The sequence below is a fragment of the Pseudomonas sp. GM17 genome (assembly GCF_000282175.2).
Taxonomy (GTDB): domain Bacteria; phylum Pseudomonadota; class Gammaproteobacteria; order Pseudomonadales; family Pseudomonadaceae; genus Aquipseudomonas; species Aquipseudomonas chlororaphis.
Map to the genome: position 1 here is coordinate 3,307,398 of NZ_CP124732.1, position 25,543 is coordinate 3,332,940.

The 25,543-nt window shown below is 66.1% G+C and carries 22 protein-coding genes; 7 read left to right on the plus strand and 15 right to left on the minus strand.

Annotated elements, in window-relative coordinates; all coding sequences use genetic code 11:
- Positions 1-99: 99 nt before the first annotated feature.
- Entirely contained in the window at positions 100-3,156 is a 3,057-nt protein-coding gene (gene ydiJ, locus PMI20_RS15040) for a D-2-hydroxyglutarate dehydrogenase YdiJ (RefSeq protein ID WP_007925464.1), read from the plus strand.
- 272 nt (positions 3,157-3,428) lie between these two features.
- Here ydiJ and PMI20_RS15045 read toward each other — a convergent pair whose 3' ends face one another.
- The 5 genes from PMI20_RS15045 to PMI20_RS15065 form a co-directional block, all read right to left on the minus strand.
- The gene (locus tag PMI20_RS15045; protein ID WP_007925467.1) at positions 3,429-3,653 is read right to left on the minus strand and encodes a hypothetical protein; all 225 of its coding nucleotides are present in this window, start codon (positions 3,651-3,653) and stop codon (positions 3,429-3,431) included.
- Between the two features lie 202 nt (positions 3,654-3,855).
- Complete coding sequence (locus PMI20_RS15050) at positions 3,856-5,391, minus strand: FAD-dependent oxidoreductase (protein ID WP_007925469.1); 1,536 nt, start codon at positions 5,389-5,391, stop codon at positions 3,856-3,858.
- Between the two features lie 226 nt (positions 5,392-5,617).
- Positions 5,618-6,076, minus strand: a complete 459-nt coding sequence (locus tag PMI20_RS15055; protein WP_007925471.1) for a metallophosphoesterase family protein — start codon at positions 6,074-6,076, stop codon at positions 5,618-5,620.
- A gap of 157 nt (positions 6,077-6,233) precedes the next feature.
- Complete coding sequence (locus tag PMI20_RS15060) at positions 6,234-6,416, minus strand: hypothetical protein (RefSeq protein WP_007925473.1); 183 nt, start codon at positions 6,414-6,416, stop codon at positions 6,234-6,236.
- 251 nt (positions 6,417-6,667) lie between these two features.
- On the minus strand, positions 6,668-7,225 hold the full coding sequence (locus tag PMI20_RS15065) for an ATP-dependent Clp protease proteolytic subunit (RefSeq protein WP_007925475.1): 558 nt from the start codon (positions 7,223-7,225) through the stop codon (positions 6,668-6,670).
- Positions 7,226-7,421: 196 nt separating this feature from the next.
- On the opposite strand from PMI20_RS15065, the gene PMI20_RS15070 reads away from it, so the two are divergent.
- Positions 7,422-7,631, plus strand: a complete 210-nt coding sequence (locus tag PMI20_RS15070) for a hypothetical protein (RefSeq protein ID WP_007925476.1) — start codon at positions 7,422-7,424, stop codon at positions 7,629-7,631.
- A 48-nt stretch (positions 7,632-7,679) separates the two neighbouring features.
- On the opposite strand, the gene PMI20_RS15075 is transcribed toward PMI20_RS15070, so the two are convergent.
- Entirely contained in the window at positions 7,680-9,071 is a 1,392-nt protein-coding gene (locus tag PMI20_RS15075) for an aldehyde dehydrogenase family protein (RefSeq protein ID WP_007925478.1), read from the minus strand.
- A 101-nt stretch (positions 9,072-9,172) separates the two neighbouring features.
- On the opposite strand from PMI20_RS15075, the gene ptrR reads away from it, so the two are divergent.
- Positions 9,173-10,036, plus strand: a complete 864-nt coding sequence (gene ptrR, locus PMI20_RS15080) for a putrescine utilization regulator PtrR (protein ID WP_007925480.1) — start codon at positions 9,173-9,175, stop codon at positions 10,034-10,036.
- Between the two features lie 64 nt (positions 10,037-10,100).
- Here the strand turns inward: ptrR and PMI20_RS15085 are convergent, their stop codons facing one another.
- The 3 genes from PMI20_RS15085 to PMI20_RS15095 form a co-directional block, all read right to left on the minus strand.
- A complete protein-coding gene (locus PMI20_RS15085; protein WP_007925481.1) occupies positions 10,101-11,624 on the minus strand; it encodes a sensor domain-containing diguanylate cyclase in 1,524 nt (507 codons plus the stop codon).
- A gap of 169 nt (positions 11,625-11,793) precedes the next feature.
- On the minus strand, positions 11,794-14,211 hold the full coding sequence (locus PMI20_RS15090; protein WP_007925483.1) for a DUF3772 domain-containing protein: 2,418 nt from the start codon (positions 14,209-14,211) through the stop codon (positions 11,794-11,796).
- Positions 14,212-14,388: 177 nt separating this feature from the next.
- Complete coding sequence (locus tag PMI20_RS15095) at positions 14,389-15,408, minus strand: helix-turn-helix domain-containing protein (RefSeq protein WP_007925486.1); 1,020 nt, start codon at positions 15,406-15,408, stop codon at positions 14,389-14,391.
- A gap of 78 nt (positions 15,409-15,486) precedes the next feature.
- On the opposite strand from PMI20_RS15095, the gene PMI20_RS15100 reads away from it, so the two are divergent.
- Complete coding sequence (locus PMI20_RS15100) at positions 15,487-16,353, plus strand: phytanoyl-CoA dioxygenase family protein (protein ID WP_007925488.1); 867 nt, start codon at positions 15,487-15,489, stop codon at positions 16,351-16,353.
- Positions 16,354-16,373: 20 nt separating this feature from the next.
- On the opposite strand, the gene PMI20_RS15105 is transcribed toward PMI20_RS15100, so the two are convergent.
- Positions 16,374-16,592, minus strand: coding sequence for a hypothetical protein (locus PMI20_RS15105; protein WP_007925490.1), 219 nt, complete (start codon positions 16,590-16,592; stop codon positions 16,374-16,376).
- Between the two features lie 42 nt (positions 16,593-16,634).
- Positions 16,635-17,978 carry an erythromycin esterase family protein gene (locus PMI20_RS15110; protein WP_007925492.1) on the minus strand — a complete coding sequence of 448 codons (1,344 nt, stop codon included), beginning with the start codon at positions 17,976-17,978 and terminating at the stop codon, positions 16,635-16,637.
- Positions 17,979-18,350: 372 nt separating this feature from the next.
- Between PMI20_RS15110 and PMI20_RS15115 the strand changes: the two genes are divergently transcribed.
- Positions 18,351-19,100 carry an SDR family NAD(P)-dependent oxidoreductase gene (locus PMI20_RS15115; RefSeq protein WP_007925493.1) on the plus strand — a complete coding sequence of 250 codons (750 nt, stop codon included), beginning with the start codon at positions 18,351-18,353 and terminating at the stop codon, positions 19,098-19,100.
- Here the strand turns inward: PMI20_RS15115 and PMI20_RS15120 are convergent.
- Both PMI20_RS15120 and PMI20_RS15125 read right to left on the minus strand, forming a co-directional pair.
- The gene (locus tag PMI20_RS15120; RefSeq protein ID WP_007925495.1) at positions 19,097-20,062 is read right to left on the minus strand and encodes an AraC family transcriptional regulator; all 966 of its coding nucleotides are present in this window, start codon (positions 20,060-20,062) and stop codon (positions 19,097-19,099) included. The genes PMI20_RS15115 and PMI20_RS15120 overlap by 4 nt on opposite strands.
- Positions 20,063-20,170: 108 nt before the next feature.
- On the minus strand, positions 20,171-21,064 hold the full coding sequence (locus tag PMI20_RS15125; protein ID WP_007925496.1) for a LysR family transcriptional regulator: 894 nt from the start codon (positions 21,062-21,064) through the stop codon (positions 20,171-20,173).
- A gap of 149 nt (positions 21,065-21,213) precedes the next feature.
- Between PMI20_RS15125 and PMI20_RS15130 the strand changes: the two genes are divergently transcribed.
- Positions 21,214-21,987, plus strand: a complete 774-nt coding sequence (locus tag PMI20_RS15130) for an SDR family NAD(P)-dependent oxidoreductase (RefSeq protein ID WP_007925497.1) — start codon at positions 21,214-21,216, stop codon at positions 21,985-21,987.
- Between the two features lie 45 nt (positions 21,988-22,032).
- Positions 22,033-23,340, plus strand: coding sequence for an MFS transporter (locus PMI20_RS15135; RefSeq protein ID WP_007925498.1), 1,308 nt, complete (start codon positions 22,033-22,035; stop codon positions 23,338-23,340).
- Positions 23,341-23,492: 152 nt separating this feature from the next.
- On the opposite strand, the gene PMI20_RS15140 is transcribed toward PMI20_RS15135, so the two are convergent.
- A complete protein-coding gene (locus tag PMI20_RS15140; RefSeq protein ID WP_007925499.1) occupies positions 23,493-23,906 on the minus strand; it encodes a CBS domain-containing protein in 414 nt (137 codons plus the stop codon).
- Positions 23,907-24,202: 296 nt separating this feature from the next.
- Positions 24,203-25,432, minus strand: a complete 1,230-nt coding sequence (locus PMI20_RS15145) for an MFS transporter (RefSeq protein WP_007925500.1) — start codon at positions 25,430-25,432, stop codon at positions 24,203-24,205.
- Positions 25,433-25,543: the final 111 nt, after the last annotated feature.

A 25,543-nucleotide genomic window follows, 5' to 3' on the forward strand; every position in this document is an offset into this window, starting at 1 on the left:
AATAGGCGTTTTCGGCTGGCCACCGCCCCTCGGGCTGCGTGCAAGCATACGTGTTTTGCATGCACCGCTGCGCCTTTTCTCTGCCTGGAAGCCTTTTTGATGATTGCTCTGCTTGCCCCCGAACGCGACCCGCTGGCCCACTACCAAAGCTTCCTCGACGCCCTGGCCGCCGACGGTTTTCGTGGCGAGATCGCCCGTGACCTGGGCCTGCGCACGGTGCTGGCCACCGACAACTCGATCTACCAGCGGCTACCGCAGGCCGCGGTCTTCCCCCGGGATGTCGCGGACGTGGAACGCCTGGCGCGGCTGGCGGCGAGCCCGGAACACCGCGCGGTGGTGCTCACTCCCCGTGGCGGCGGCACCGGCACCAACGGCCAGTCGCTGACCGACGGTATCGTGGTCGACCTGTCGCGGCACATGAACCAGATCCTCGAGATCAACGTCGAGGAACGCTGGGTGCGGGTGCAGAGCGGGGTGGTCAAGGACCAGCTCAACGCCGCCCTCAAGCCCCACGGCCTGTTCTTCGCCCCGGAGCTGTCGACCTCCAACCGTGCCACCGTCGGCGGCATGATCAACACCGACGCCAGCGGCCAGGGCAGCTGCACCTATGGCAAGACCCGCGACCACGTATTGGCGCTGAGCACCGTGCTGCTGGGCGGCAGCCGCCTGGACAGCGCGCCGATCGACAACCGCCAGTTGACCGAGGAGGCCGCGCAGCCCGGGCGCATCGGCGAGGTCTACCGCTGTGCCCAGGACATCGCCGACCACCAGGCCGAGCTGATCGAGGCGATCTTTCCCAAGCTCAATCGCTGCCTGACCGGCTATGACCTGGCGCACCTGCGCGAGAGTCCGGAGCGCTTCAACCTCAACAGCGTGCTGTGCGGTTCCGAGGGTTCCCTGGGCTTTATCGTCGAGGCGCGGCTGAATGTGCTGCCGATTCCCCGGCACTCGATCCTGGTCAACGTGCGCTACGCCGGCTTCATGGATGCGCTGCGCGATGCCAAGGCGCTGATGGCGCTGAAGCCGCTGTCGATCGAGACGGTGGATTCCAAGGTGCTGATGCTGGCCATGCAGGACATCGTCTGGCATGGCGTGGCGCGGTATTTCCCCGAGCAGGCGGACGCCCCGACTCTGGGCATCAACCTGATCGAGTTCAGCGGCGACGACCAGGAAGAGCTGGAGCAGCGGGTCGACGCCTTCGTCCGCCACCTGCAACAGGACAACTCGGTGCTGCGCCTGGGCCATACCCTGGCCATCGGCGCCCAGGCGGTGAACCAGGTGTACGCCATGCGCAAGCGCGCGGTGGGCCTGCTGGGCAACGTCCAGGGCGAGGCGCGGCCGCAGCCCTTTGTCGAAGACACCGCGGTGCCGCCGGAGAACCTGGCGGACTACATCCTCGAGTTCCGTGCGCTGCTCGATGGCTACGGCCTGCAATACGGCATGTTCGGCCATGTCGACGCCGGCGTGCTGCACGTGCGGCCGATCCTTGACATGAAGGACCCCAAGCAGGCGGCGTTGATCCGGCCGATCTCCGATGCGGTGGCGGCGCTGACCCACAAGCACGGCGGCCTGTTATGGGGCGAGCACGGCAAGGGCCTGCGCTCGCAGTACGTGCCGGACTATTTCGGTGAGCTCTACCCGTCGCTGCAGGCCCTGAAGGCCGCGTTCGACCCGTTCAACCAGCTCAACCCCGGCAAGATCGCCACCCCGGCCTCGGTGCCGGAGGCGCGCCTGACCCGGGTCGACGAAGTGGTGCTGCGCGGCGAGCTCGACCGCACCATCGACGAGCGCGTCTGGCAGAGCTACGACAGCGCCCTGCATTGCAACGGCAACGGCGCCTGTTACAACTTCGATCCGGACGACGCCATGTGCCCGTCGTGGAAGGCCACCCGCAACCGCATTCATTCGCCCAAGGGCCGCGCCTCGCTGATCCGCGAGTGGCTGCGCCTGCAGGGCGAGCAGGGGGTGGACGTGCTGAACGGCGGTGGCGCGCGGCTTTCCAACCTGGCCCGGCGCGTCTATAACAGCGCGGCGCGGTTGGCCGGGCGCGAGGACTTCTCCCATGAGGTGTACGACGCCATGGCCGGCTGCCTGGCGTGCAAGTCCTGCGCGGGGCAGTGCCCGGTCAAGGTCAATGTGCCGGAGTTCCGCTCGCGCTTCCTCGAGCTGTACCACGGCCGTTACCTGCGCCCGCTGAAGGACTACCTGATCGGTTCCCTGGAGTTCAGCGTTCCCTATCTGGCGCGCCTGCCGCGGCTGTACAACGCGCTGATCGGCGCGGCGCCGGTGAGCCGGGCGCTCCAGCACCTGGCGGGGATGGTCGACAGCCCGTTGCTCAGCACCCTGGATTTCCAGGCGGTGTGCCGCCGGCGCAACGTGCGCATGGCCAACGCCGCGCAACTGGCGGCGCTGTCTGCCGAACAGCGCGAACGTAGCGTGATTCTGGTGCAGGACGCCTTTACCCGGTTCTTCGAGACGCCGCTGGCGGCCGAGTGGCTGGAGCTGATCGAGCGCCTGGGCTTGCAGATCTACCTCGCGCCGTTCGCGCCTAACGGCAAGCCTTTGCAGGTCCAGGGCTTCCTCGGCGCCTTTGCCCGGACCGCGCGCTACAACGCGCAATCGCTGCTGAAGCTGCAAGCCAGCGGCGTGCCCCTGGTCGGGCTCGATCCGGCGATGACCCTGGTCTACCGCCAGGAGTACCGCAAGACCCTGGGGGCGGCTCAGGCGCCCGAAGTGCTGCTGCCGCAGGAATGGCTGGCCCGGGTGCTGCCTGAGCTGTCGGCTGAAGCGAGCCCGACCGCCGAGGCCGAGCCCTATCAGTTCCTCGCGCACTGCACCGAGAAAACCAACGAGCCGGGCAGCATCGGCCTGTGGCAACAGGTGTTCGCGCGCATGGGCCTGAAGCTGCAAGTGCTGGCCAGCGGTTGCTGCGGCATGTCCGGTACCTACGGCCACGAGGCCCGCAACCTGGCGACTTCGCAGGTGATCTACCAGCAGTCCTGGCAGCCGCTGGTGGCCCGTCACGGCCAGGGCGGCCGGCTGCTGGCCGACGGTTATTCCTGCCGCAGCCAGGTCAAGCGCCAGGAGGGGCAGGGCCTGCAGCATCCACTCCAGGCTCTGCTGGAACAACTGCGCAAACGCCCGCTAGCGACCTGACGACAGGGGGCGATGTAGCCGCTGCCGAGCCCGCGAGGCTACGTACGGCAACGCAGTTGCTGCAAAGCCTGAGTCCGTGGTCTGCCTGGAAAAACGCGGTGTCCGGTCCAGCGCCCGCTGCGCGGTCGTGCGCAGCCTGCGGCAGCGGCTACACAGGCAACGTGGCTCCTGTAGCCGTTGCCGAGCCTGCGAGGCTGCGCTCGGTTTGGGCGGCATTCCGACGCAGCGACCGCAAACCCAGCATCCCGGATCTTCCCGCCGGCGCGGGGGCTTCAGTCGGTGCCGTCCATCAACTGCTTGATGCGCAGCCAGTCGTTGCGCGCTTCCAGGTATTTTTCGTTGGCCCGCTGCTTGGCGCTGCTGAACAGGGCCAGGCGGTCGTCGTCGACATGGTCGGTGTTAAGCAGCTCATAGGCCTGGACATCCAGGCGGTCGGCTTCGGCAAACAGCCGGGCGTTGTTCGCCAGCTCGCGGTTGATTCGTTCTGTCCTGCTCATGGATGCATCGTCCTCCTTAATCCTGCATAGGGCCGGCCACGGCAAGACACCTGAGCCCATGGGTATTCACCTTGCACCGGGTGCCTCGGCCGCTGGCCGAGATATCGAGACCCTGCCTGAATTTGGAGAATCGCCTTTTACCGGGGGTTCCATGGCTCTGCCGAGTGGTTGTCGGCAGCGCGCGGATGGGCGCGGGTCAAGGCTATTCCGGCGTGCCATGGATCAGCTCCAGGGCCTCGCTGCGCGACAGCGGCCGCTGCATGCGCTGCGACAACAGGGCCATGGCCCGCGGGTATTCGCAGGCGACCACCGACTCCACCTGTTCGTTGAAACACAGCAGGGCGATAAAGCGGTACTGCTCCGGCTCGCCCTCGAAGACGATCTGGTTCCAGCGGCGGGCATGGCCGAGCACCTCGAAGGTCTGGTCGTAGAAGTAGGTCCAGAAGAACGGCACCACGCTGAAACTCAGCTGTTCGCCGAGCATATTGCAGGCGGCGAGCTGGCCTTGTTGCTGGGCCACGCGCCAGTGTTCGATGCGCTGCGAGCGGCCGTCGCAGGGGTAACTCACGAGATCGCCGGCCGCCCACAGGCCATCGGCCACGGCCAGGCCGGCATCGGCCTTGAGCGAACCGTCCTCGGCCCGGTCGAGGCCTTCGACGAAGGCCGTGGCAGGGCTGACACCGATGCCGAACAGCACCAGATCGACGGCGATGCGCTGGTCGTTATCGAGGACCACCTGTTGCACCTGGCCCTCGCCGACCAGGGCCCGGGCTTCGCAACCGGCGTGGTAGATCACCCCGTGCCGTTCGTGCAGGGCCCGTATGGTGCTACCGATGCGTTCGCCCAACTGGCGTTGCAGCGGCACCGGGTGGCGACCGATCAGGTGCACCATCAGCCCGCGTTTGCGCAGGGCCGAGGCGGCTTCCAGGCCGATAAAGCTGTCGCCGACGATCGCCACGCGTTTACCGGGACGGGCCTGTTCCAGCAGGCGCGCGGCATCCTCCCGCGAGCGCAGCATGAACACCCCCGGCAGGTCGGCGCCTTCGATGGCCGGCAGGTGCGGCTCGGCGCCGGTGGCCAGGAGCGCGGCGTCGTAGTCCAGGCGCTGGCCGTCGGCCAACAGGATCTGCCGCCGACGTGGGTCCAGGCGCAGGACCTCGGCCTGCAGCATCTGTAGATCGGCCTTGCGATAGAACTCCGGCTCGAGCAGGGGCGGAACCTCCGCCGGTGGCATTTCGCCGGCCAGCACGTATTTGCTCAAGGCGGTGCGGTCATAGGCGGGTCGCGCCTCCTTGTCTATCCAGGTCAGGTTCCGGGCGTAACCCCTGGCCCGCAGGGTCGCCACGGCCGCGGCCCCGGCAGCGCCGGCGCCGATTACCAACAGCCGGCGCGAGTCGGCCTGCCGTGGCGGGGCGGGTTCGGCCATGGGCTGGTCGGCAACCCAGACCCGGTTGTCATGGCGGATGTCGACTTTGTAGCGCTTGAGGCTCGCCAGCGGAGGCGGCTCGCAGACCAGCCCGCTGTCGCAGGCAAAGGCGCCCTTGTGCCAGGGGCAGATCAGCCGCCCCTGATACACCGCGCCCTGTTCCAGCGGCGCCCCGGCGTGGGGGCAATCGGCCTGGTAGGCCCGGACCTGATCGCCGGTGCGAATCAGCAGTACGGCTTCGGCGCCGACCTGGACCCGGGTGCCGCGGTCTTCGGGCAACTGGTCGAGGCGGGCCACGACATAAAAGGTCATCGCTTTTCTCCTGCGCATTGCGCGCCCTCGGCCATCCTTGCGCGCCACCTTCTCGGGGGCGCGGGGCCGGGTACGGAATCTTCTGCTCGAGGGCGCAACGCGGCCCGGCCAAGTGGCTTCGCACGGCTTTCGTCATGAACGCCGCCAATCGCTGGATTAAGTGTGGACCCTGCAAAGCCCGGCCGATGGGCGCGCTCCGATAGCCGGTCATGCCCGGGCCAGGCCGCTAGACAGCCAGTTCGATCAACCGGCCTTCGATCTGGCCGGCCTCGATGGTCAGGCAGCCGAGGCTGACCGGCAACTTGAAGCGCCTTGGCCCGGCGCTGCCCGGGTTGATGTAGAGCACATCGTCCTGCCAGAACTGCAGCGGTCGGTGGGAGTGGCCGGTGACCACCACCCGCACGCCCGGCGGCAGAGGTTTCGGCACCTCGGCCAGGACATGGCAGAGCAGCAGGTCGACACCAGCGAGCTGCACGGTGACGTGATGGGGCAATGCCCGGGCCCAGTCATGGGGCTGATCGACATTGCCGAATACCGCGGTCACCGGCGCCAGGTGTCCGAGGGTGGCGAGCATCTGCGGGTCGCCGATATCACCGGCATGCAGGATATGCGCGCAGCCCTGCAGCGCCGCCAGCGCGCCGGGACGAAGCAAGCCATGGGTGTCGGAGATCAGGCCTATTTTCATGCGTCGCTTTTCATCGAAGGCTGGCTAACGTGGTTTCGCCGTGGTGCAAGCATAGCCGGTCGCGCTCGACGGCAACCGGCGCGGGCAGGCCGGTGGCATGGGCGGTCCGGGCAAAAAAAGCCGGAGTGCGTCAGGGACGACACTCCGGCGTTGTGGATCAGGCTTTGCGGGTACCACCGCCAGAGCCTTGGGTGCCACCTTTCTTGCCTGCGTCAGGGGCTTTTTGCCGATCGGCGGGGATGTTGCCCCCCGAGCCCTGGCCGCCGGATTTCTTGCCGGCCGGGGAGGGTTTTTGAGTGTCCTTGTTGCCCATGAGTGGGTTTTTTCCGCTGGTAGCCATTTTTTCAATCCTCGATAGTGAGCGATTTGACACCTCGCAAGATTGGGAAACACAACCGCAAACGAAAGTTTGAAAAAGTTTCTTGCGGAACGACGAATGGACTGGCCGCGAGGGTGCGTATACATGCCGGTTCCAGCCTGCGCGTTCATGCCCATGGCCCGTCCGCTTCGGCGGCGCTTTTTATAGTGCTCGTAGCGGGCGAGCATCGGTTGGGTGCTCGGGCCATGGGCCATGTGTTTGGGGCTGCGCGATCAGCCGCCCGAGACTTTCCAGTGCCTGACGTCGTCGGCGAAGACCACCTGGCGCACCTCGTGGGCGATGCCGTAGGCCAGCGACTCATGGGCGGCGATGACCTTTTCCTCGGCCGACAGGCATTTGAAAATGTCCAGCTGGGTCGCCGCGTCGGCGGTTTCCAGCTCGTAGATTTTCACGTAGCGCGCCAGGTCGTTGTCCAGGCTGGAGAGGTATTCGCGCAGGCGCTGATGATCCACCGAGCTCTGGCTGAAGTACCAGTTCATCGGGTGGATCAGAAAGCGCGAATGCGGCGCGGTGATGCGCCGGTTGGCGGCGAGAAACATGATGATGCCCATGGACTCGATGTTGCCGGCGTTGATCGCGCACAGCGGCACCGGCAGCGATTTGAGAAAGGTGTAGAGGGTGAAGCCGAAGTTGGTGCTGCCGCCGGTGGTGGAAAGATTCAGCAGCAGCGAGGTGGCGCCTTGTTCGATGGCTTCCAGGCAACTGTCGCGAAAGCGTTCGGTGGTGCCCTGGTCGATCTGGCAGTGAAAATGCACGATGTGCTCGGTCATCGGACGGCCTCCCGGTGCGGGCCACGGTGCGTGACCTGGCTCTACGATTGAGCCCGGGTGGCGGCGAAAGTTTCGCTGAGCAGGTGTCTGGCCAGGAGGCCGGGCGACCGCTCATCCATTGCCTTGCACCCCCTGGCCCGGCCCGCTGCCTAACGGAGTAGGGCCCGGATTCACCGGGCCTGCCGTGAGGTGCACCATGTCCCAGTCGATGCATGACCCCAGCGAGCCCCGCACTCCTGAACCCGACCCTCTGCAACCGGCTCGCCGGCACGACCCGGTGGTCGATCCCAACGTCAACGGCGATGCCGAACGCGATAAGCGGCGTGACGATGACAGGGAACGGCCAATGATCCCCGATCTGCCGGAACCGAACGAGCCGACGCCACTGTCCGATGACCGCCGCTGACCGTGACACGACGGGTGGCTGAAGGAACAGGATATCGGGGGTGGGGGATCAGTTGCGGTCCAGCCACACAGTCTGCGCGTTGCAGAACTCGCGGACGCCGAAGTGCGACAGCTCACGGCCGAAGCCGCTTTTCTTCACGCCGCCGAAGGTCACCCGCGGATCGCTGGCGCAATAGCCGTTGATGAACACGCCGCCGGTTTCCAGCTCGGCGGTCAGGCGTTCGGCCAGGGCGACATCCCGGGTGTAAATAGTCGAGGCCAGGCCGAATTCGCTGTCGTTGGCCAGTTCCAGGGCGTGTCGGGCATCCCGGGCACTGATGATCGAGGCCACGGGGCCGAACAGTTCCTGCTTGAACGAGGTCATCCGGTCGGTGACGCCGGCCAGCACCGTCGGCAGGTAGAAATTGCCCGGGCCCTCGGCCTTGGCGCCGCCCAGCAGCAGGGTCGCGCCTTCGCTCAAGGTGGCCTGCACTTGCTCGTCCAGTTCGTCGCGCAGGTCGAAGCGCGCCATGGGGCCGATGTAGGTGGCGTCGGCCAGCGGATCGCCGACTACCAGCCGGCGAGTGGCGGCGACGAACTTCTCGGTGAAGGCCTCGACCACCCCTTGCTCGACGATCAGGCGCTTGGCGGCGGCGCAGACTTGCCCGGTGTTCTGGTAACGGCCGATGACCGCGGCCTGCACGGCGGCGTCCAGATCGGCGTCGTTGAGCACGATAAAGGGGTCGGAACCGCCGAGTTCCAGCACGCACTTCTTCAGGGCCGCGCCGGCCTGGGCGCCGATGGCGATGCCGGCGCGCACGCTGCCGGTCAGGGTCACGGCGGCGATCCGCGGATCGGCAATCGCCCGGGAGACGCCGTCCGCGGTGACGTTGATCACCTCGAACACGCCTTGCGGGAAACCGGCGCGCTGGAAGGCTTCCAGCAGCAGGTAGGCGCTACCCATGACGTTCGGCGCATGCTTGAGCACGTAGGTATTGCCGGCGATCAGCGCCGGTACCGCGCCGCGCAGCACCTGCCAGATCGGGAAGTTCCACGGCATCACCGCAAGGATCGGGCCCAGCGGCCGGTACTCGATGCGCGCCTTGCCGCTCGGCACCGGGGCCGGCTCGGGGGCGAGCATCGCCGGGCCTTCGGTGGCGTACCACTCGCAGAGCTGGGCGCATTTTTCGATCTCGCCGCGGGCCTGGGTCATCGGCTTGCCCATTTCCAGGGTGATGCTGCGGGCCAGGGTTTCGCCGTTGTCGCGCAGGGCCTTGGCCAGGGCCAGCAACAGGGCCGAGCGCTGTTCCAGGCTGCTGCGGCGCCACTGGGCGGCGGCCGCGGCGGCGCGGGCGAGGGCGGCGTCCAGCGCCTCGGCGGATTCATAGGGGTAGTGGGCGATCTGCTCGCCGTTGGCGGGGTTGATCGAAAGGGCGTGGGTCTGGCTGGAAACCGGGGTCATGGCAGCGTCCTGTGGGCTGGGGAATGGCCGCAGGTTAGGCTGGTACAGGGCTTATGAAAACTGAATAATAAAGAGCCTATCTTTCACGTTTGGAGAATGAGATGGACCTGGTGCAGCTGGAAATCTTCAAGGCGGTGGCCGAGCAGGGCAGCATCAGCGCCGCGGCGCAACTCATCCATCGGGTGCCATCCAACCTGACCACGCGGATCAAGCAGCTGGAGCAGGATTTGGGGGTGGAGCTGTTTATCCGCGAGAAAAGCCGCCTGCGCCTGTCGCCGGCCGGCTGGAGTTTCCTCGACTATGCCCGGCGGATTCTCGACCTGGTGCAGGAAGCGCGGCTGACGGTCGCCGGCGAAGAACCCCAGGGCCCGTTCTCCCTGGGTTCCCTGGAGAGCACGGCGGCGGTGCGGATTCCGGCCTTGCTGGCGGCCTATAACCAGAAGCACGTCAAGGTCGAGCTGGACCTGTCCACCGGCCCCTCCGGGACCATGATCGATGGCGTGCTGTCCGGGCGCCTGACCGCGGCCTTCGTCGATGGCCCGGTGCTGCACCCGAGCCTGGAAGGCGTGCCGGTGTTCGACGAGGAAATGCTCATCATCGCGCCGCTGGGGCATGCGCCCATCACCCGCGGGCGCGACGTCAACGGCGAGAGCATCTACGCCTTTCGCGCCAACTGCTCGTACCGCCATCACTTCGAGCGCTGGTTCAGCGAGGATGGCGCGGTGCCCGGCAAGATCCACGAAATGGAGTCCTACCACGGCATGCTGGCTTGCGTCAGTGCCGGCGCCGGCCTGGCGCTGATGCCGCGCAGCATGCTGGAAAGCATGCCGGGCTGCGGCACGGTGAGCATCTGGCAGCTGGCGCAGCCGTTCCGTTTCCTGCAGACCTGGCTGATCTGGCGCCGCGGCACAGTATCGCGCAGCCTGACCCACTTCGTGCGCCTGCTGGAGGAGCGTGGGGTCTGAAGCGGCAAGCTTAGAGCTTGTAGTTCTTGCAGCTTGCCGCTCAGAGCTTAGAGCTTAGAGCCGCTTACAAGGTCGGCACGGTCTGGTTGCGCCCCGCGTGCTTGGCCATGTACAGCGCCGAGTCGGCCTGCATCAAGAGGGTCTTGAACTCGGGCGTGGCGGGCACGCAGCTGTAGACGCCGAGGCTGATGGTCACGACGCCGCCGGGGTTGTCGACATGCTCGATCGCCAGTTCCTGTACCGCCAGGCGGATGCTCTCGGCCAGCACGTAGGCGCCGCCAGGCTCGGTGTCCGGCAGCAGCACCGCGAACTCTTCGCCGCCGTAGCGCACCGCCAGGTCCGAGGGGCGCCGCACGCACTGGCTGATGGCCCGGCTGACGGCGCAGATGCAATGGTCGCCCGCCACATGGCCATAGCGGTCGTTGAAGCTCTTGAAGTGGTCGATATCGAGCATGATCAGGCTGATCGACGAGCGCTGCCGGGCCGCTCGCAGCCACTCCAGTTCCAGGTTGCGCTCCAGGTGCCGGCGGTTGGCCAGGCCAGTCAGGCCGTCCTGCAACACCAGGGTCTCCAGCACCGAGCGGGCTTTCTTCAAATGGCTTTCCACCCGCAGGCCCTTGCGCACCTGTTTGAACAACAGGATGCCGACCAGCAGATTGATCAGCAGCACCACGGCGATCATTGCGGTCAGCTGGTAGGTATCGGCACGCCAGCTGCTGAGAATGGACTCCTGGGAGTTGGCCGCCGCCACCACCAGCGGGTACTTGTACAGCACCCGATAGCCGAACAGGCGGTCGACGCCGTCGATGATCGACTTGACCATGACCGTGTCCGCGGGGGCACGGGGTATGTGCACGGAGAAGATTTCGCCCCGGGCCAGGGACGCACCGATGAGCTTCTCGTCGAATGGCCGCCTGGCGATGATCGTGCCCTGGGGCAGGGCGAGAAAGATCGCGCCCTTGTCGTCGATGCTGAAACGATCGAAGAACTTGTCGAAGTACTCCATCTTGATGGTCGCCAGCACCACGCCCTTGAAGTTGCCCTGGGCGTCGTTGACCCGGCGCGAGAACGGGATCACCCAGTCGCCCGTGGTCTTGCTGCGCAGGGCCGCGCCAACCCTGGGGGACAGGGTTGCATTCTCGCGGTGGAACTTGAAGTAGTCGCGGTCCGAGTTGTTCGCCTTTGGCGGCTTGTAGTCGAACGAGGTGAGCACCCAGTTGCCTTCCCGGTCATAGAAGAACAGGCCGTGCAACTGTTCGGTGGTGAACACGCGCTTTTTCAGCAGCTTCTGGGTTTTTTCCAGGGCCTGGGGCGACAGGTCGTCGAGGCGCTCGATCAGCTCTTCGAGGATCAGGTTGGCTTCGTCGAAGGTATCGGTCGCCTGTTGTGCCATGGACAGGGCCAGGTTGCCGGAGATCAGCCGGGCTTGCGCCAGTTCATGGGCCTTGCTGTTGATGACCTGGATGCCATAGATGCTGAGAATCGACACCGCGACCACCATCAGGAAGGCGATGGTGACCGCCAGTGCGGGAAGTCGTTTCGACTCCAGGGCAATATCTTCGGGGCTGATGTCGAGTTTTCCGTCCATGGTGTTCCTTGTCTTGCCGGGAGTGAAACAGGGCTGTCATCGGGTTCCTTGATGACAGCTGCGGCTCGTTGAAAAAAGTTGCCAGGGCCTTAGCCACGATAGCTCAGTGCTTCCCACCGCAAGATAAAAAACAGGGCGCTCGCCGGCGGTGCGCCCTGCAGGGGCCGGTTCATGCGCTAGGCTGGGCCGGTGGCTCGCCAGCCGCCTTGTCCTGGCTGTCGCTGATCAGCATCAGGTTCTGCGGCGACGACAGGGCGATGCCCACTTCGCGCAGGCGCCCGAGGATGGTGAACAGCAGGTCGCTGCGGGCACCGGACACCGAGCGCGGGCTGCCGACGTAGCCGCTGACGCTGATGATCAGGCCATTGCTGGTCAAGTCCTTGAACGATACCGAGGTCGCCGGCGCCTTGAGAATCGCCTCGTGCTCGGCATAGGCCTGCAGCAACAGCTCGCGCACCTGCAGCACATCGGTTTCCAGGGGCAGGGTCAGGGTGATGCCGACCACGCCCAGGGCGTTGTCCATGGTTACGTTGCGCACGTTCTGCGAGATGAACTGCGAGTTCGGCACGATCACCGTGGAGCGGTCGGACATCTGGATTTCCGTGGCGCGCACGTTGATCCGCCGGATATCGCCCTCGACCCCGGCCAGGCTGACCCAGTCGCCGACCTTCACCGGCCGCTCGGTGAGCAGGATCAACCCGGAAATGAAGTTCTGCACGATGGCCTGCAGGCCGAAACCGATACCCACCGACAGGGCGCTGACCACCCAGGTCAGGTTGGTCAGGTTGATCCGCAGGGTCGACATCACCACGATCGCCAGCAGGACAAAGCCGATATAGCCGACCAGGGTCACCAGCGAGGCGCGCATGCCGGCGTCCATGTTGGTTTCCGGCAGCAGCCGCTCGCTCAGCCAGCGCTTGAACACACGCACGGCGAACATCCCGCCGACCAGGAACGCCGCCGCCAGCAGCAGGTCCTGGGGCACGATGTTGAGGTTGCCCAGGGACCGGCCGCTGACATCCAGCTGGGCTAAGCCTTCCAGCAGTTCCCCCGGGCTCGACCCGGACGGCATGAACGCCAGCAGCGCCGCGGTGAACAGCAGCAGGGTCCGGCCGATGCCCGCCAGTACAGTGGTGGCCTGGGCCTGGTGGCGCGGCGACAGGCCCAGGGCCGCCGCCAGCGCCAGGCCGCCGGGCTGCTTGGGCGACAGCAGGGTTTCGCAGAGGTCGCCGAAGCAGGCGATCAGCAGGTAGGCGCTGGTGGTCACCACACTGATCCACAGCAGCTTGACGGTGAGGAAGTACGCCAGGCTCAGGTAGCCACTGAGCAGTGACAGCAGGATCACCGCCACCCAGACCGTCACGATGAAGGGCAGCAGCCCGGCGATGCCGGTGGGGCGCTCCAGCTCGAAGCGTCGGCGGGTACGGCGATGGCGCAGCAGGGCGAAGAAAAAGATCAGCGCGATGACCAGCGCCGTCAGGCCGTTGACCGCCACAGTCAGGGCCAGGCTGCTGGCGATCACGCTGTTGATCCGCTCCTCGCCGGCGGTGAGCAGCAGCGCCAGCGCGAGGATCAGCGGGAACGGCCCCAGGGCCGTGGCGATCTGATCGGGAATCGGCGGCAGGCGCCAGGACGGCCGCGACAACATCAACATGGCGCGGCCGAGGCCGACGATGAAGGAGCAGAAAATCAGCAGGCTCAGCCACTGGCCGATCAAGTTGAGCACATCGGCGCTCAGCGTCGCGCTGTTGACCAGCCCCCAGCGCAGCAGCGAGGCGGCGGCATTGATGGTGACGACGGTCGCCAGCCCCACGGTCAGCGCCAGGGCGCTGCGGCGCAGGCGGCCTTCGGGCAGCCAGCGGATCATCGACCAGATCGCCAGGCGTTCCAGCAGGCGCCGGCCGACCACCCAGATCAGCGCCACGATGACCAGCGTGGTAATGAACAGCCCGCGATTGCCAGGGGCCAGCGCCGTATCGAACGCGGTCAAGGCTTCATCGGAGAGACGGTTCAGGCGTGCGAGGTCATCTTCGGTCGGGCGGATCAGCGTAGACCAGAAGGCCGGGCTGAGGGGGCTCGCCGAGCGGGTGCTGATCTGCGAATTGAACAGGCTGCGCCGCAGGTTGATGATCTGCGCGGCGAGGTCGCGGCCGGACTGGCTGAGCAGGTTGGCCTGGCGCTCTTCGTCGAGCAGGTTGTCCTTCTGCACGCTCAGCACCTGGCGCTGGCTGGTCAGGCTGGGCGCTTCGTCGGGCAACGGTGGGCCGAGGACCTTGAGTTGGTCGTCCAGGCGCTCGATATCGGTGGCGCGCAGGGCGATCAGGCTGTCGGCCTGCTTCTGCACTTGCAGCGCGGCCTGGCGCAGGTCCGAGAGCAGGTCGTCGTTACCGCTCGCCGACACGCTCTGGCGGATCAGCTCCAGCCGGTCGTTGAGCTGCTCAAGATCCGCGCCCTCGGCCAGCAGCGGCAGCTGATTGCGGGCAACACTCTGCGGCCCGGACGCCGGGGCCGCGAAGGCCGGCAGCGCAATACACAGCAACAGGGCCAACAGCCCCATCCCCCAGCGGTTCTGTCTCACTCGCCGCATCTGTCATGTCCTCTTTTGCTGTTCACCAGCCCTGACGAGCATAGACCGCGCCATCGCGGCATAAATTCCCCGGTGGGTGGCCCGCTGCCGTGGCGATCAGGGTGGCGCAGCATGCCGGTTTATGCGGTGTTCGAGAACGGGGGCGGTGAAAAAATCCTTAAGGGGAAACCAGGCCGCTCAGCGCCGGCCGCCGCGATAGGCCCCCGGTGGCAGCCCGGTCCATTGTTTGAAGGCGCGCTGGAAGGCGCTGGGTTCCGAGTAGCCCAGGCGTTCGGCCAATTTGGCGACGCTCACCGAACCGCGGGCGAGCAGGGTGCAGGCCAGGTCCCGGCGCAATTCATCGCGCACCCCGAGGAAGGTCACGCCGAGCGCCGCCAGGCGGCGGGCCAGGGTCTGCCGCGAAATGCCCAGGGCCCTGGCCGCCTCGAGTTCCGACAGTCCGGCAAAGGGCTCGGCGGCGCACAGCAAGGCGCGCAGGTGGGCTTCGAAGCTGGCCAGCGGGCCGGGGGCGATCACCGCCGGCAACAGGTGGCGGGCGAAGCGCGCCGCCTCCGCCGGCCGGCGCATCAGCGGCGCCTGCAGGTTTACCGCCGGCAGCTCCAGCCATGCCTGCGTGGCGAAAGCCGGTTGGCGGCCGAACAGAAAGCGCGTTTGCGCGGTGAAGGCGCCGAGGTGCCCGGGCAGGACGATCCGCCGCAGCGGCAGGGTTTCGCCGGTGAGCCAGCTGCCGGTGTGCCAGAGCGCCAACAGCAGCATATGCGGCCAGAGCACCGAGTCGGTTTGCGCCCCGGGGCGCGGCGTCAGCAACAGGCGGGCAATCCTGGCGTGCTTTTCCAGGCGCCAGGGCGGCGAATCGTCGAACAGCTTGTAGAAGCGCGCGGCCTCTTCGAAGGCATCGGCCAGGGTCGGCAGGTGCACCAGCAGCCGCAGCAATTGCTCGAAGCTGCCCGGCGGCACGGTGCGGGCGAAGAAACCCAAGGCTTCGTCGGCGCCGACGCCCACGGCCAGGCGACTCAAGGCGCGGTAGTTGAGCGGCGCCACGCGATAGCCGTCGCGCAGGGCCTCCCTGGGCAAGTCGCAGCGTTCGAGCAGCGCGGCGCGTGCGTCGGCGTCGAGACGCAGTTGCCCCAGCATCTCGCGCACAAAACGCGCGGGAATGGTCGGGGCGACGATCCAGTGCGGGTAAGGGCGGGTCATGTCATTTGAGGCAAAGCGTCATTGGCGGGCACTCCAGAGTCCGGCAGATTGATGCGACCCACTCCCAGGAGCCAGTCGATGACTACAACAACCTTGCCCGAGCGGCACGACTACCTGCGCAACGGCTGCGCCCGGACCTACCTGTCCACCGCCGGTACCCAGCCCGCCGTGCCCGCCGCGCAGCTCGACGAGCTGATGGCCCGCCTGCAACGCGACGGCTTCGTGGTGCTCGAACGGCTGTTCGATGAGCAGCAGGTTAGTCGCATGCGCGAGGATCTGCTGGGACGTTTCTGCCAGACCGGGCGCAACTCGTTCGAGGGCGCACGCACCCAGCGGTTGTATGCGGTGATTGCGAAAACGCGGGTCTGCGATGGGCTGGTGGAGCACCCGCTGATCCTGGGCCTGCTGGACCGACTCCTGGCGCCCAATTACCTGCTGTCGCAGTTGCAGGCGATCAATATCCTGCCGGGCGAGTGCGCCCAGCACCTGCATTACGACGACGCCTTCTATCCCATGGCCCGCCCGCGGCCGGCCTATGGCGCGGCGACGATCATGGCCCTGGATGATTTCACCGACGACAACGGCGCCACCGTGGTGATTCCCGGCAGCCATCTGTGGGACGGGCGCCTGCCCACCGCCGCCGAACAGGCCGCCGTGCTGCCGGTGGTCATGCCCAAGGGCTCGGTGGTGTTTTTCCTCGGCACCCTCTGGCACGGCGGCGGCGCCAATCGCAGCGGCGCGCCACGCCTGGCGCTGACGGCGCAGTACTGCGAACCCTGGGCGCGCCAGCAGGAGAACTTCATCCTGTCGACCCCGCGCCATGTCGCCCGGCAGTGCAGCGAACATATCCAGCGCATGCTGGGGTACTCGATCCACGCGCCGTTCATGGGCATGGTCAATGGCATGCACCCCAAGCGCATGCTCGAAGAGCCGCAGGGGCGCTGAGTGCTGCCGGGCCGAGGGGCTCAGTTGCCGTCGGCGACCTTCCTTTCTATCTCGGCGATTTTCCTGGCGATGTCCTCGGCCTCCTGCTCGTTGCCTTGCGCAGGGCCAGGCGTGGCGGCGTCATCGAGGCCACGGCTCTGTTCTTCCTCGTCGCCAGGGTCCGGCTGCCCGGGGCGTTCTTCGGGGGCGATCCCGGAGGCCGATGTGGATGCTTTCGGATAGTGCGATTCAGGGTTCATGGTGGGGCCCTCGCTGGGGTTGTTCATCGCCAAGGGGGAGGCCTATACCCCGAAAGGAAAGGTGTCTTCTTCATGACTGAGACCGCTCGCCACCGGCAGCGGGGTAACGGCACCGGTCGTTTCATGCCAGACCAGCGCATCGAACTGCTCGCCCAGCACCGCCTGGAAATAATGGCTCTGGCGCTCCGTCGCGGGCCGGTAGATGACGCCGATCGCCCGCTCCAGCAGCGGCTCGGATAGCGCCTGGCGCAGGTCTTCGCGCTCGGGGGCGCGCCAGTCGGTCAGCGAGGCGGGAATGCCCGCCTGGAGAAACTGCTGCTCCCAGCTGTCCGCAAGGGAAGGCCGCACCTCCTTGATCCCCATGTCACCGTCCCAGTTATCAGCGGCCACCACCTGGCCGCGGTCGGTGCTCATGCCGATCAGCACCGCAGCGTCGCCGTAGGCCGTGCGGCACAGCTGGCCGATGTTGAATTCGCCGCGCCAGCCCATGTCGGTCGCCGCTGCGTTGCCGATGTGCGAGTTATGCGCCCAGACCACCGCCTTGGCGCCCGCGCCACGGTGCGCGAGCAAGGCTTGCAAGGTATCGAACATGTGCTTGTCGCGCAGGTTCCAGGAGGCGGCCGAGCTTCGGTACATGGCCCGGTAGTACTGTTCGGCAGAGCGTACAACCCGGGCATTCTGAGTGGCGCTGAACAGCGCTTCAGGGTTGCTGGCAAGGCGTTCGCTCAACAAGGTGTTCAACTGCTGGACCACCGCCTCCTCGCAGGAAGCCTCGTGCCCGCGCTCGACGAAATGGCCATACAGCGCCGGGTCGTCCTGCCAGGGCGTCAGGCAGCCATAACGGTGACGCGCTTCATGCGCCAGCCGGGCGTCGGTGCGATCGAGGTAGGCCAGCACTTCGCTGATGGAATTGCGCAGGCTGTAGACATCCAGCCCACGAAACTCGACGCGCTGCTGCGCGGGCAGGGGGCGATTGTGGCGGTGCAGCCAACGGATGAAGTCGCACACCTCGACGTTGCGCCACATCCAGCTCGGAAAGCGGCTGAACGCCTGCTGCCCGGCGGTGGATGGGCCGAGGTCGCGCACATGCCGGTCGATGTGTCCGGCGTCGGGCCAATCGGCCTCGATGGCGACGATGCCGAAGCCGTGGTGGGTGATCAGCCGTTGGCTGATGGCCGCGCGGGTTCGATAGAACTCGCGGGTGCCGTGGCTGGCTTCGCCGATCAGCACCACCCTGGCGTCGGCATAACGGTCGAACAGCTCGCCGAAAGCCGCGGATTCGAGGGCGGGCAAGGGTTCGGCGTAGCGGCGCAGCAGCGCCTGGAGCCTACTGACGGGCTCCTTGCCACGCCCGGAGATATCCTGCCGGCCTTTGCGTGGGTTCATGGCGCAGCCTCCTTCCAGGCAGAGGATCTGAATTGCCAGGGTCGATACAGAGAAGACGTCGCCGAAGAGAGGGTGTTCCCGCCTGGGGACCGAAGGTCGGCCAGTCAACGCCTGGATGCCATCAGCCCACCGGTAAACACCGGCTGTGGCCAGGATATCAATGGGCCTTGGCCACGCCCTGCAGCTTATGAGCGGGCCATCGAAGAAGCGGTGGTGCAAAGGGTCGCCGCGTCTCTGGACGATGGCGAAGCTATTCTGGAGGACCGGCTATTACCCGTTCGTGGCGTCGCTCATAAGCTGGGTTCGTCGACCAAAGGCCAGTTGTTCAAGGCCTGGTCAGCGTTTCTGAACCTGCAAGAGAAGCACACGAGAATGAAAAGACTGCACAAGAAAATCGCCCTGGTCACCGGTTCGTCCAAAGGCATCGGCGCCGCCATCGCCAAGCAACTAGCCAGGGACGGCGCCACGGTGATCGTCAACTACAGCCGCGGTCGCGAAGAGGCCGAGCGGGTGGTCGAAGAGGTCCTGCAGGCGGGCGGTCGCGCCCATGCCATCCAGGCGGATGTCGCCAATGCCCTGGAAGTGAAGGCGCTGTTCAAGGCCATTGTCCATGAGCACGGCCATCTCGATATCCTGGTGAACAACGCCGGCGTCTATTCCACCGCGCCCCTGGCCGAGATCGATGAACAGGAGTTCCACCGCCAGTTCAACCTCAACGTCCTGGGCCTGATTCAGTGCACCCGCGAAGCGGTCGGCGTGTTCAACCCGGACGGCGGCAGCATCGTCAATATCAGCTCCAGCGTCACCTCGTTCACCCCGGCCCATTCGACGGTCTACACCGCCTCCAAAGGCGCGGTGGACGCCATCACCAGGACCCTGGCCAACGAACTGGGGCCGAAGAACATCCGGGTCAACTCGGTCAACCCCGGGCTGGTGGTCACCGAAGGCGTGCATGCCAGCGGCTTTTTCGAGGATGCCTTCCGGCAGAAGATCGAAGCCATCACCCCCCTGGGGCGGATCGGCAAGCCCGAGGACATCGCACCCGCGGTGGCCTTCCTCGCGTCCAGTGACGCCGGGTGGATCACCGGCGAAATCCTGGTGATCGGCGGCGGTCTGCACTAAACCTTGGAATCAGCCTTGGAATCAGCCTCGACGGCGGCCGACTGCTCGCGCTGGTACTGGCGTGGCGAGTGCGACATGACCCGCTTGAACGCGGTGCTGAAGGCGCTCTCCGATTCATAGCCCAGGGAAAACGCGATGGTCGCCACCGAGTCGCTGGAGTTTCTCAGGCGATCGCCGGCCAGCAGCATGCGCCAGTGGGTCAGGTATTCCATCGGCGCGGCGCCGACGATCTGTTTGAAGCGCAGGGCAAAGGCCGAGCGCGACATGGCCGCCAGCCGCGCCAGTTCCTCGACTGTCCAGCGTCGCGCCGGAGCGGCGTGCAGGGCGCTCAGAGCGGCGCTGAGGTTGCGGTCCGCCAGGCCGAAAAACCAGCCCATGTCATCGCGGTCCAGGCCGTTGCGTTCCAGGGCCGCGAGGTGGGCTCGCAGCACCTCGACCAGCATGATGTGCGCCAGGTGTTCGTTCATCAGCGAGCGGCCGGGCCGCTGCTGTTGCAGTTCGGCGGTAAAGCGTTCCAGCGCCCAGCGCAGGATCGACGCCTGCGGCGAGTGGCCCTGCACATGCACCAGCGAGGGCAGGGTACTGAGCAGGAACCGGGTGGGGATGCCGGTGAAGTCGAAACGCCCGCCCACCAGTTGTACATCGTCGCCGCCGTAATCGAGGGTGAGTTCGTCCGGGGCTGGGGTTTGAAAGAACCCTGCGGAATCCATGGCCGGCACAGACAGATCGCTGGACAAGGTAAAGGGCAGGCCCCGGGTCATCAGGAAACAATCGCCTTGCTGGAGGTGCTGCGGCGTGGGTTCACCACTGACCTTGACCCAGCAGCTGCCCTTGACCACGGCCGTGAACTTGATGCCGGCCCGGCTGGGAAAGTCGAAGGCCCAATCGCCGCCCAGCTTCAAGGCCGCCGAATGGTAGTTACGGATTCTCAGTAGCGAAAGGACACCGGAAAGCGGATCCATGGGGCACCTTTTTGGACGATTGGCAAAATTGAACCGACTTTAGCATGCCGATAATCCTGGAACGGGGCTGCCAGGAGGAAATCCTCGGTCCAGGGCTGTCGCCGAAAGTCATTGCCCGCGGCCCCGAAAGAACACGTCGCCGATCACCCCGAACACGGTGCTTTTCAGGGCATTGTCCAGTTCCACCCAGGCCAGGCCGGTGCTCGCCCGGTAATCCCCCAGTTCCAGGGGGCGGACCACGACGTTGGCGGGTAATGCGCGTCCGGCGTGGGCGGGCAGCAAGCCAATGCCGAGCCCGGCGGACACCAGGGCGAGCATGGTGGTGAACTCGCCCAGTTCCGCGGCGACTTCCAGTTGCCGGCCATGGCTGTTCAGCACTTGCATCAGTTGATCGTGAAAACCCGGGGCGTAACGCCTGGCCAGGATCAACACCGGCAGTTGCGCCAGCGCCGCCGGTTGCAGGGTGGCGCACGAGGCCAGCGGATGATCGCTGGGGAGCGCGACCATGAAACGCTCCTGCAACACCTCCCGGGTCTGGATGCCGGGAATGATCGCCGGCAGGCGCATCAGGCCGAAGTCCAGCTGGCCGTTTTTCAGCGCCGCGGCCTGGTCCGGCCCCGGCATGTCCTTGAGTTCCAGCTCGATGCGCGGGAAGCGCTGATGCAGGGCGCGGATCAGCGTCGGCAGGAACTCCGGCAGTACCGAGGAAACGAACCCCAGGCGCACGCGGCCGATTTCCCCACGGCCCGAAGCCCTGGCCACATCCATCGCATGAGCCGCCTGATGCAAGGTCGCGCGGGCCTCGGGCAGGAAGATCGCCCCGACTTCGGTCAGCGCCACGGCGTGGCGGTTGCGTTCGAACAGGCGCACGCCCAATTCCTCCTCCAGCAGCTTGATCTGCATGCTCAAGGCCGGCTGGACGATGGCCAGCCGTTGCGCCGCGCGGCCGAAATGCAGCTCTTCTGCCAGGGTCACGAACGAGCGCAGGTGTTTGATTTCCATCGGGCGACTCCAGGCTGAAAACGATTCGAGGCGGTGATCACGAGGGTTGATTACCAGATCACCAATGACGATTGGACAGCACCTGCCAGCTGCGTTGAAGTGCCCGCAAGGCCCCTTTAAAAAACAGCGGCCGTCTTGCGGAGAAAAGCATGTCATTCAATCCCGGTTGTTTCCAGCTTGATGGGAGAAGGGCCCTGATCACCGGTTCAGGCAAGGGTATTGGCCTGGAACTGGCCCGGGGCCTGGGCGCCGCCGGCGCCAAGGTGGTGATCAACGATCGTAATAGAGACAAGGCCCAGGCCGCTGCCCGGCAGTTGCGCGACGAGGGCATCGGCGCGGAGATCGCGGTGTTCGACGTCACCGATCGCGCCGGGCTGTTCGAGGCCATAGACACCTTCGAGACGCAGGTCGGGGCCATCGACATCCTGGTGAACAACGCCGGCATCCAGCGGCGCGCACCGCTGGAGGATTTCGCCGCCGAGGACTGGCACGCGCTGATGCGGGTCAACCTGGACGGGGTGTTCCATGTGTCCCAGGCCGTGGCGCGGCACATGATCGGCCGGCGCCGCGGCAAGATCATCAACATCTGCTCGGTGCAGAGCGCGCTGGCCCGGCCGAGCATCGCCCCTTACGCGGCGTCCAAGGGCGCGGTGAAGATGCTCACCCAAGGCATGTGCGCCGAATGGGCGCGCCATGGCATCCAGGCCAACGGCCTGGCCCCGGGCTATTTCGCGACCGAAATGAACCGGGCGCTGATCGACGACCAGGGGTTTTCCCAATGGCTGTGCAAACGCACGCCGGCCGGGCGCTGGGGCCGGGTCGAGGAGCTGTGCGGCACGGCGGTGTTCCTGGCCTCGGCGGCCTCGGACTTCATCAATGGCCAGACGATCTTTGTCGACGGAGGATTGACCAGCGTCGTTTGAGCCCCGCACCCATACCTGAAAAACAACAACAAACAGGGGACACCCATGAGCCATCTCAACGAACCGGCACTGCCGCCGCACACCCGCGACCAGGCCGGGCATGCGCCAACCACCGCCACGGGCTTCGCGCCCAGGCGCTGGCTGTACCTGATCCCGCTGATCTTCATCACCTACAGCCTGGCCTATCTGGACCGGGCCAACTATGGCTTCGCCAGCGCGGCGGGCATCGAACAGGACCTGGGCATCAGCAAGAGCACCTCGTCACTGATCGGCGCCTTGTTCTTCCTCGGCTACTTTTTCTTCCAGGTGCCCGGCGCCATCTACGCGCAGCGCTACAGCGTGCGCAAGCTGGTGTTCTGCAGCCTGATTCTGTGGGGCCTGTGTGCGATGGCCACCGGCCTGGTGACCAATATCCCGATGCTGATGGTGATCCGGGTGTCGCTGGGCATAGTCGAAGCCGCGGTGATGCCGGCGATGCTGATCTTCATCAGCAACTGGTTCACCCGCCAGGAGCGCTCGCGGGCCAATACCTTCCTGGTGCTGGGCAACCCGATCACGGTGCTGTGGATGTCGGTGGTCTCGGGCTACCTGATTCATGCCTGGGGCTGGTGCGAGATGTTCGTCATCGAAGGCGCGCCGGCGGTGCTGTGGGCGTTTGTCTGGTGGCGCCTGGCGCGGGACAAGCCCGAGCAGGTCGACTGGCTCAGCCGGCAGGAAAAAGACCGCTTGGCCGCCATCCTCGCCGAAGAGCAGAAAGGCCTGAAGGCCGTGCGTAACTATCGCCAGGCCTTCACCAGCCCGCTGGTGATCCAGCTCTGTGCGGTGCATGCCTTATGGAGCATCGGCGTCTACGGTTTCATCATGTGGCTGCCGACCATCATCAAGCAGGCGGCCGCCACGGACATCGTCACGGTCGGCTGGCTGAGCGCGGTGCCTTATGTCGCCGCCGTCGCCGCCATGCTCGCGGTGTCCTGGGCATCGGACCGCTCCGGGCGGCGCAAGTCGTTTGTCTGGCCGCTGCTGGGGGTGGGCGCGCTGGCGTTCTTCTGTTCGTACTTGCTGGGGCCGTCGCACTTCTGGCTGTCGTTCGCCTTGCTGACCGTTGCTGGCGCCGCGCTCTACGCGCCTTACGGACCGTTTTTCGCGCTGATCCCGGAAGTGCTCCCGGCCAATGTGTTCGGCGGGGCGATCGGCCTGATCAACGCTTGCGGCGCGCTGGGGGCCTTTGTCGGTTCGTGGATCGTCGGCTATCTGATCGGCCTTACCGGCAATCCCGGGGCGGCCTATGTGTTCATGACCCTCGGCGTGCTGTCTTCGGCGCTGCTGATGGCCGTGGTGAAGGTCCGGCGTTGAGGTCACGCCGGGCAAAACCTCTGGGGCAACCGTCGCGCCGTCTCACCGGGCGACGACAGAACCCGGGGCCGACGGCTGCCTCGCCATTGCGCCGGCCCACCGGGTAGATACCGGCCGTGGCCGCTCGGCCACAGCCGTCTGGGGCCAGGCTATCAATGGGCCTTGGCCACGCCCTGCAGCACCGTGCTGTTGGCCTGGCTATCGTGGGCCTTGACGATATTGCCCAGGGACACCACGCCCACCAGGCGTTTCTGGCGATTGACCACCGGCAGGCGCCGCAGCTGGATATCGGCCATGTTGCGGGCCACTTCGTCGACCTCCTGGTCGTCGAAGCAATAGCGAATGTCATTGCTCATGACGCTGCTGATCGGCATATCGCAGCTTTGGCCTTTGGCCACGGCACGAATGACGATATCGCGGTCGGTGATCATGCCGACCAGCCGGTCCTCGTTGTTCACCAGGATCGCGCCGCTGTCGATGCTGGCCATCATGTTGGCGACTTCCCGCAGCGTCTGTTCAGGGCGTGCGGTCTGTACGTTACGGGTCATGACTTCAGAGATCTTCATCATGCTTCTCCTCGAAAGGCCGGGCCGCTGTGGCCCGGCATGAAAGCAAGGGCCCAGGCCCTCGCAGGTAAGGCTCAACGATCAGCTACGACCTTCACGGGCGCCGCCGGGCTGGCCGCCTTTCTTGTTGGCGTCCGATGCTTTCTGCCGGCACTAATTGGGAGTGCCGGTTTTTTTCAAAAGTTGAAATTTGTTCGGCGGCGTACGACGAGTGGTTAGCCGCTAGGGACAGGGCCTTCGGGGTGCGTTCTGTCCGTCTTCGGCAAAGGTTTCTGAACGCCACTCACCAGCCCCGCTCAAGCATGCTCGGCGCCTGCGACAAAACGCGTACGGCGAGCCAAGGCGAACAAGGCCAGGCCAATGACCAGGAACAACCCGAGCGCGAGGTTGCTGGCGGTGACGATGCCGCAGGCGTCCACCAGCAAACCCATGGGCACCGGCGTGGCGTTGAACAGGTAGACGGTGGCGTAGAAATACGCAATCAATTTGCCGTGGCTGTGCCGGGGCGCCAGCTGGTTGACCAGACGGGCATTGCCGACGAACAGCGCGCCATAGGCATAGCCACCGATCGCCAGCCCCGGCAGGGCGAGGTACAGGGCCTGGCTGTAGCAGGCCAGGAGCAGGACCAGCAATGCCAGGCATTGGCACAGCCAACCGCTGAGCAGCGCCTGGCGCGCGTCCATGCGCTGGCAACAGAGCTGGCTGATGCCGGCGATCAGCAGATAGGCCGAGACCACATAACCAAAGATTCCGCGGTCCTCCAGGCCGAACACCTGCTGCGCCACCTGCGGGCCGATCACGAACACGCAGGCGGCGAAGGACCAGCTGAAGAACACACTCCAGGCGCACAGGTGAAAGGGCAGGCCGATGCCGCGCAAGGCTTGCCTGAGGCTGGCCGGGTGGGTGTTTTCCTGAGTGGGTGCTGTCGCATCGCTGGCCGCCCGGGATGGCCAGAGGATCAGGGTCGCGACCGCCGAAGCCAGGCCGAGCGCGGCGATCAGCCAGAAGGGCGCTGCCAGGGGACGCAGGTCCAGCTGCAACGCCGCGCCGCTGACCAGCGGCCCCAGGGCCAGGCCCGAGACCATCGCCAGGGTCGCCACCAGGGCCGGTAACTTGTCGTTGTGCCCCGGGTTGAAACGCACCAGCGCCACATTCACCGCCGCGGTCATCACCCCCGACCCGAGGCCGGCCAGCAACCGCGCCGCGCACAACGGGCCCAGGGCGGTGCCGTGGGCAAAGGCCGCGGCACCGACCAGCACCAGCAGGCTGGCGGGGACGAACAGGCGGCGCAGGTCGCTGACACTGCCGGCGACCCGCGCCATGGCCACCAGGGCGATCAGCACACCGATGCCATAGGCGCCGAAAATCAGCGTCAGGTCCAGCGCGCTCAGGTCGAACTGCTCTTTGTAGAAGGGGTAGAGCGGCGTCGGAGCACTGCTGTTCATCAGGGGCACCGTCAAGGACAGCGCCAGGCAAAACAAAAAGCTGCTCGAACGCCGTCCACCGGCAAGCGTGGATGCGGGCATAAGGTATGGGGTCCGTTGAGTATCGAGGTGAACGTCAGGGCGTCGGTTCGGCGCCGGCAGGCTGCTGCGAACCGGCCAGCAAATGATATCGGGCACGCCGCCGGGCACCAT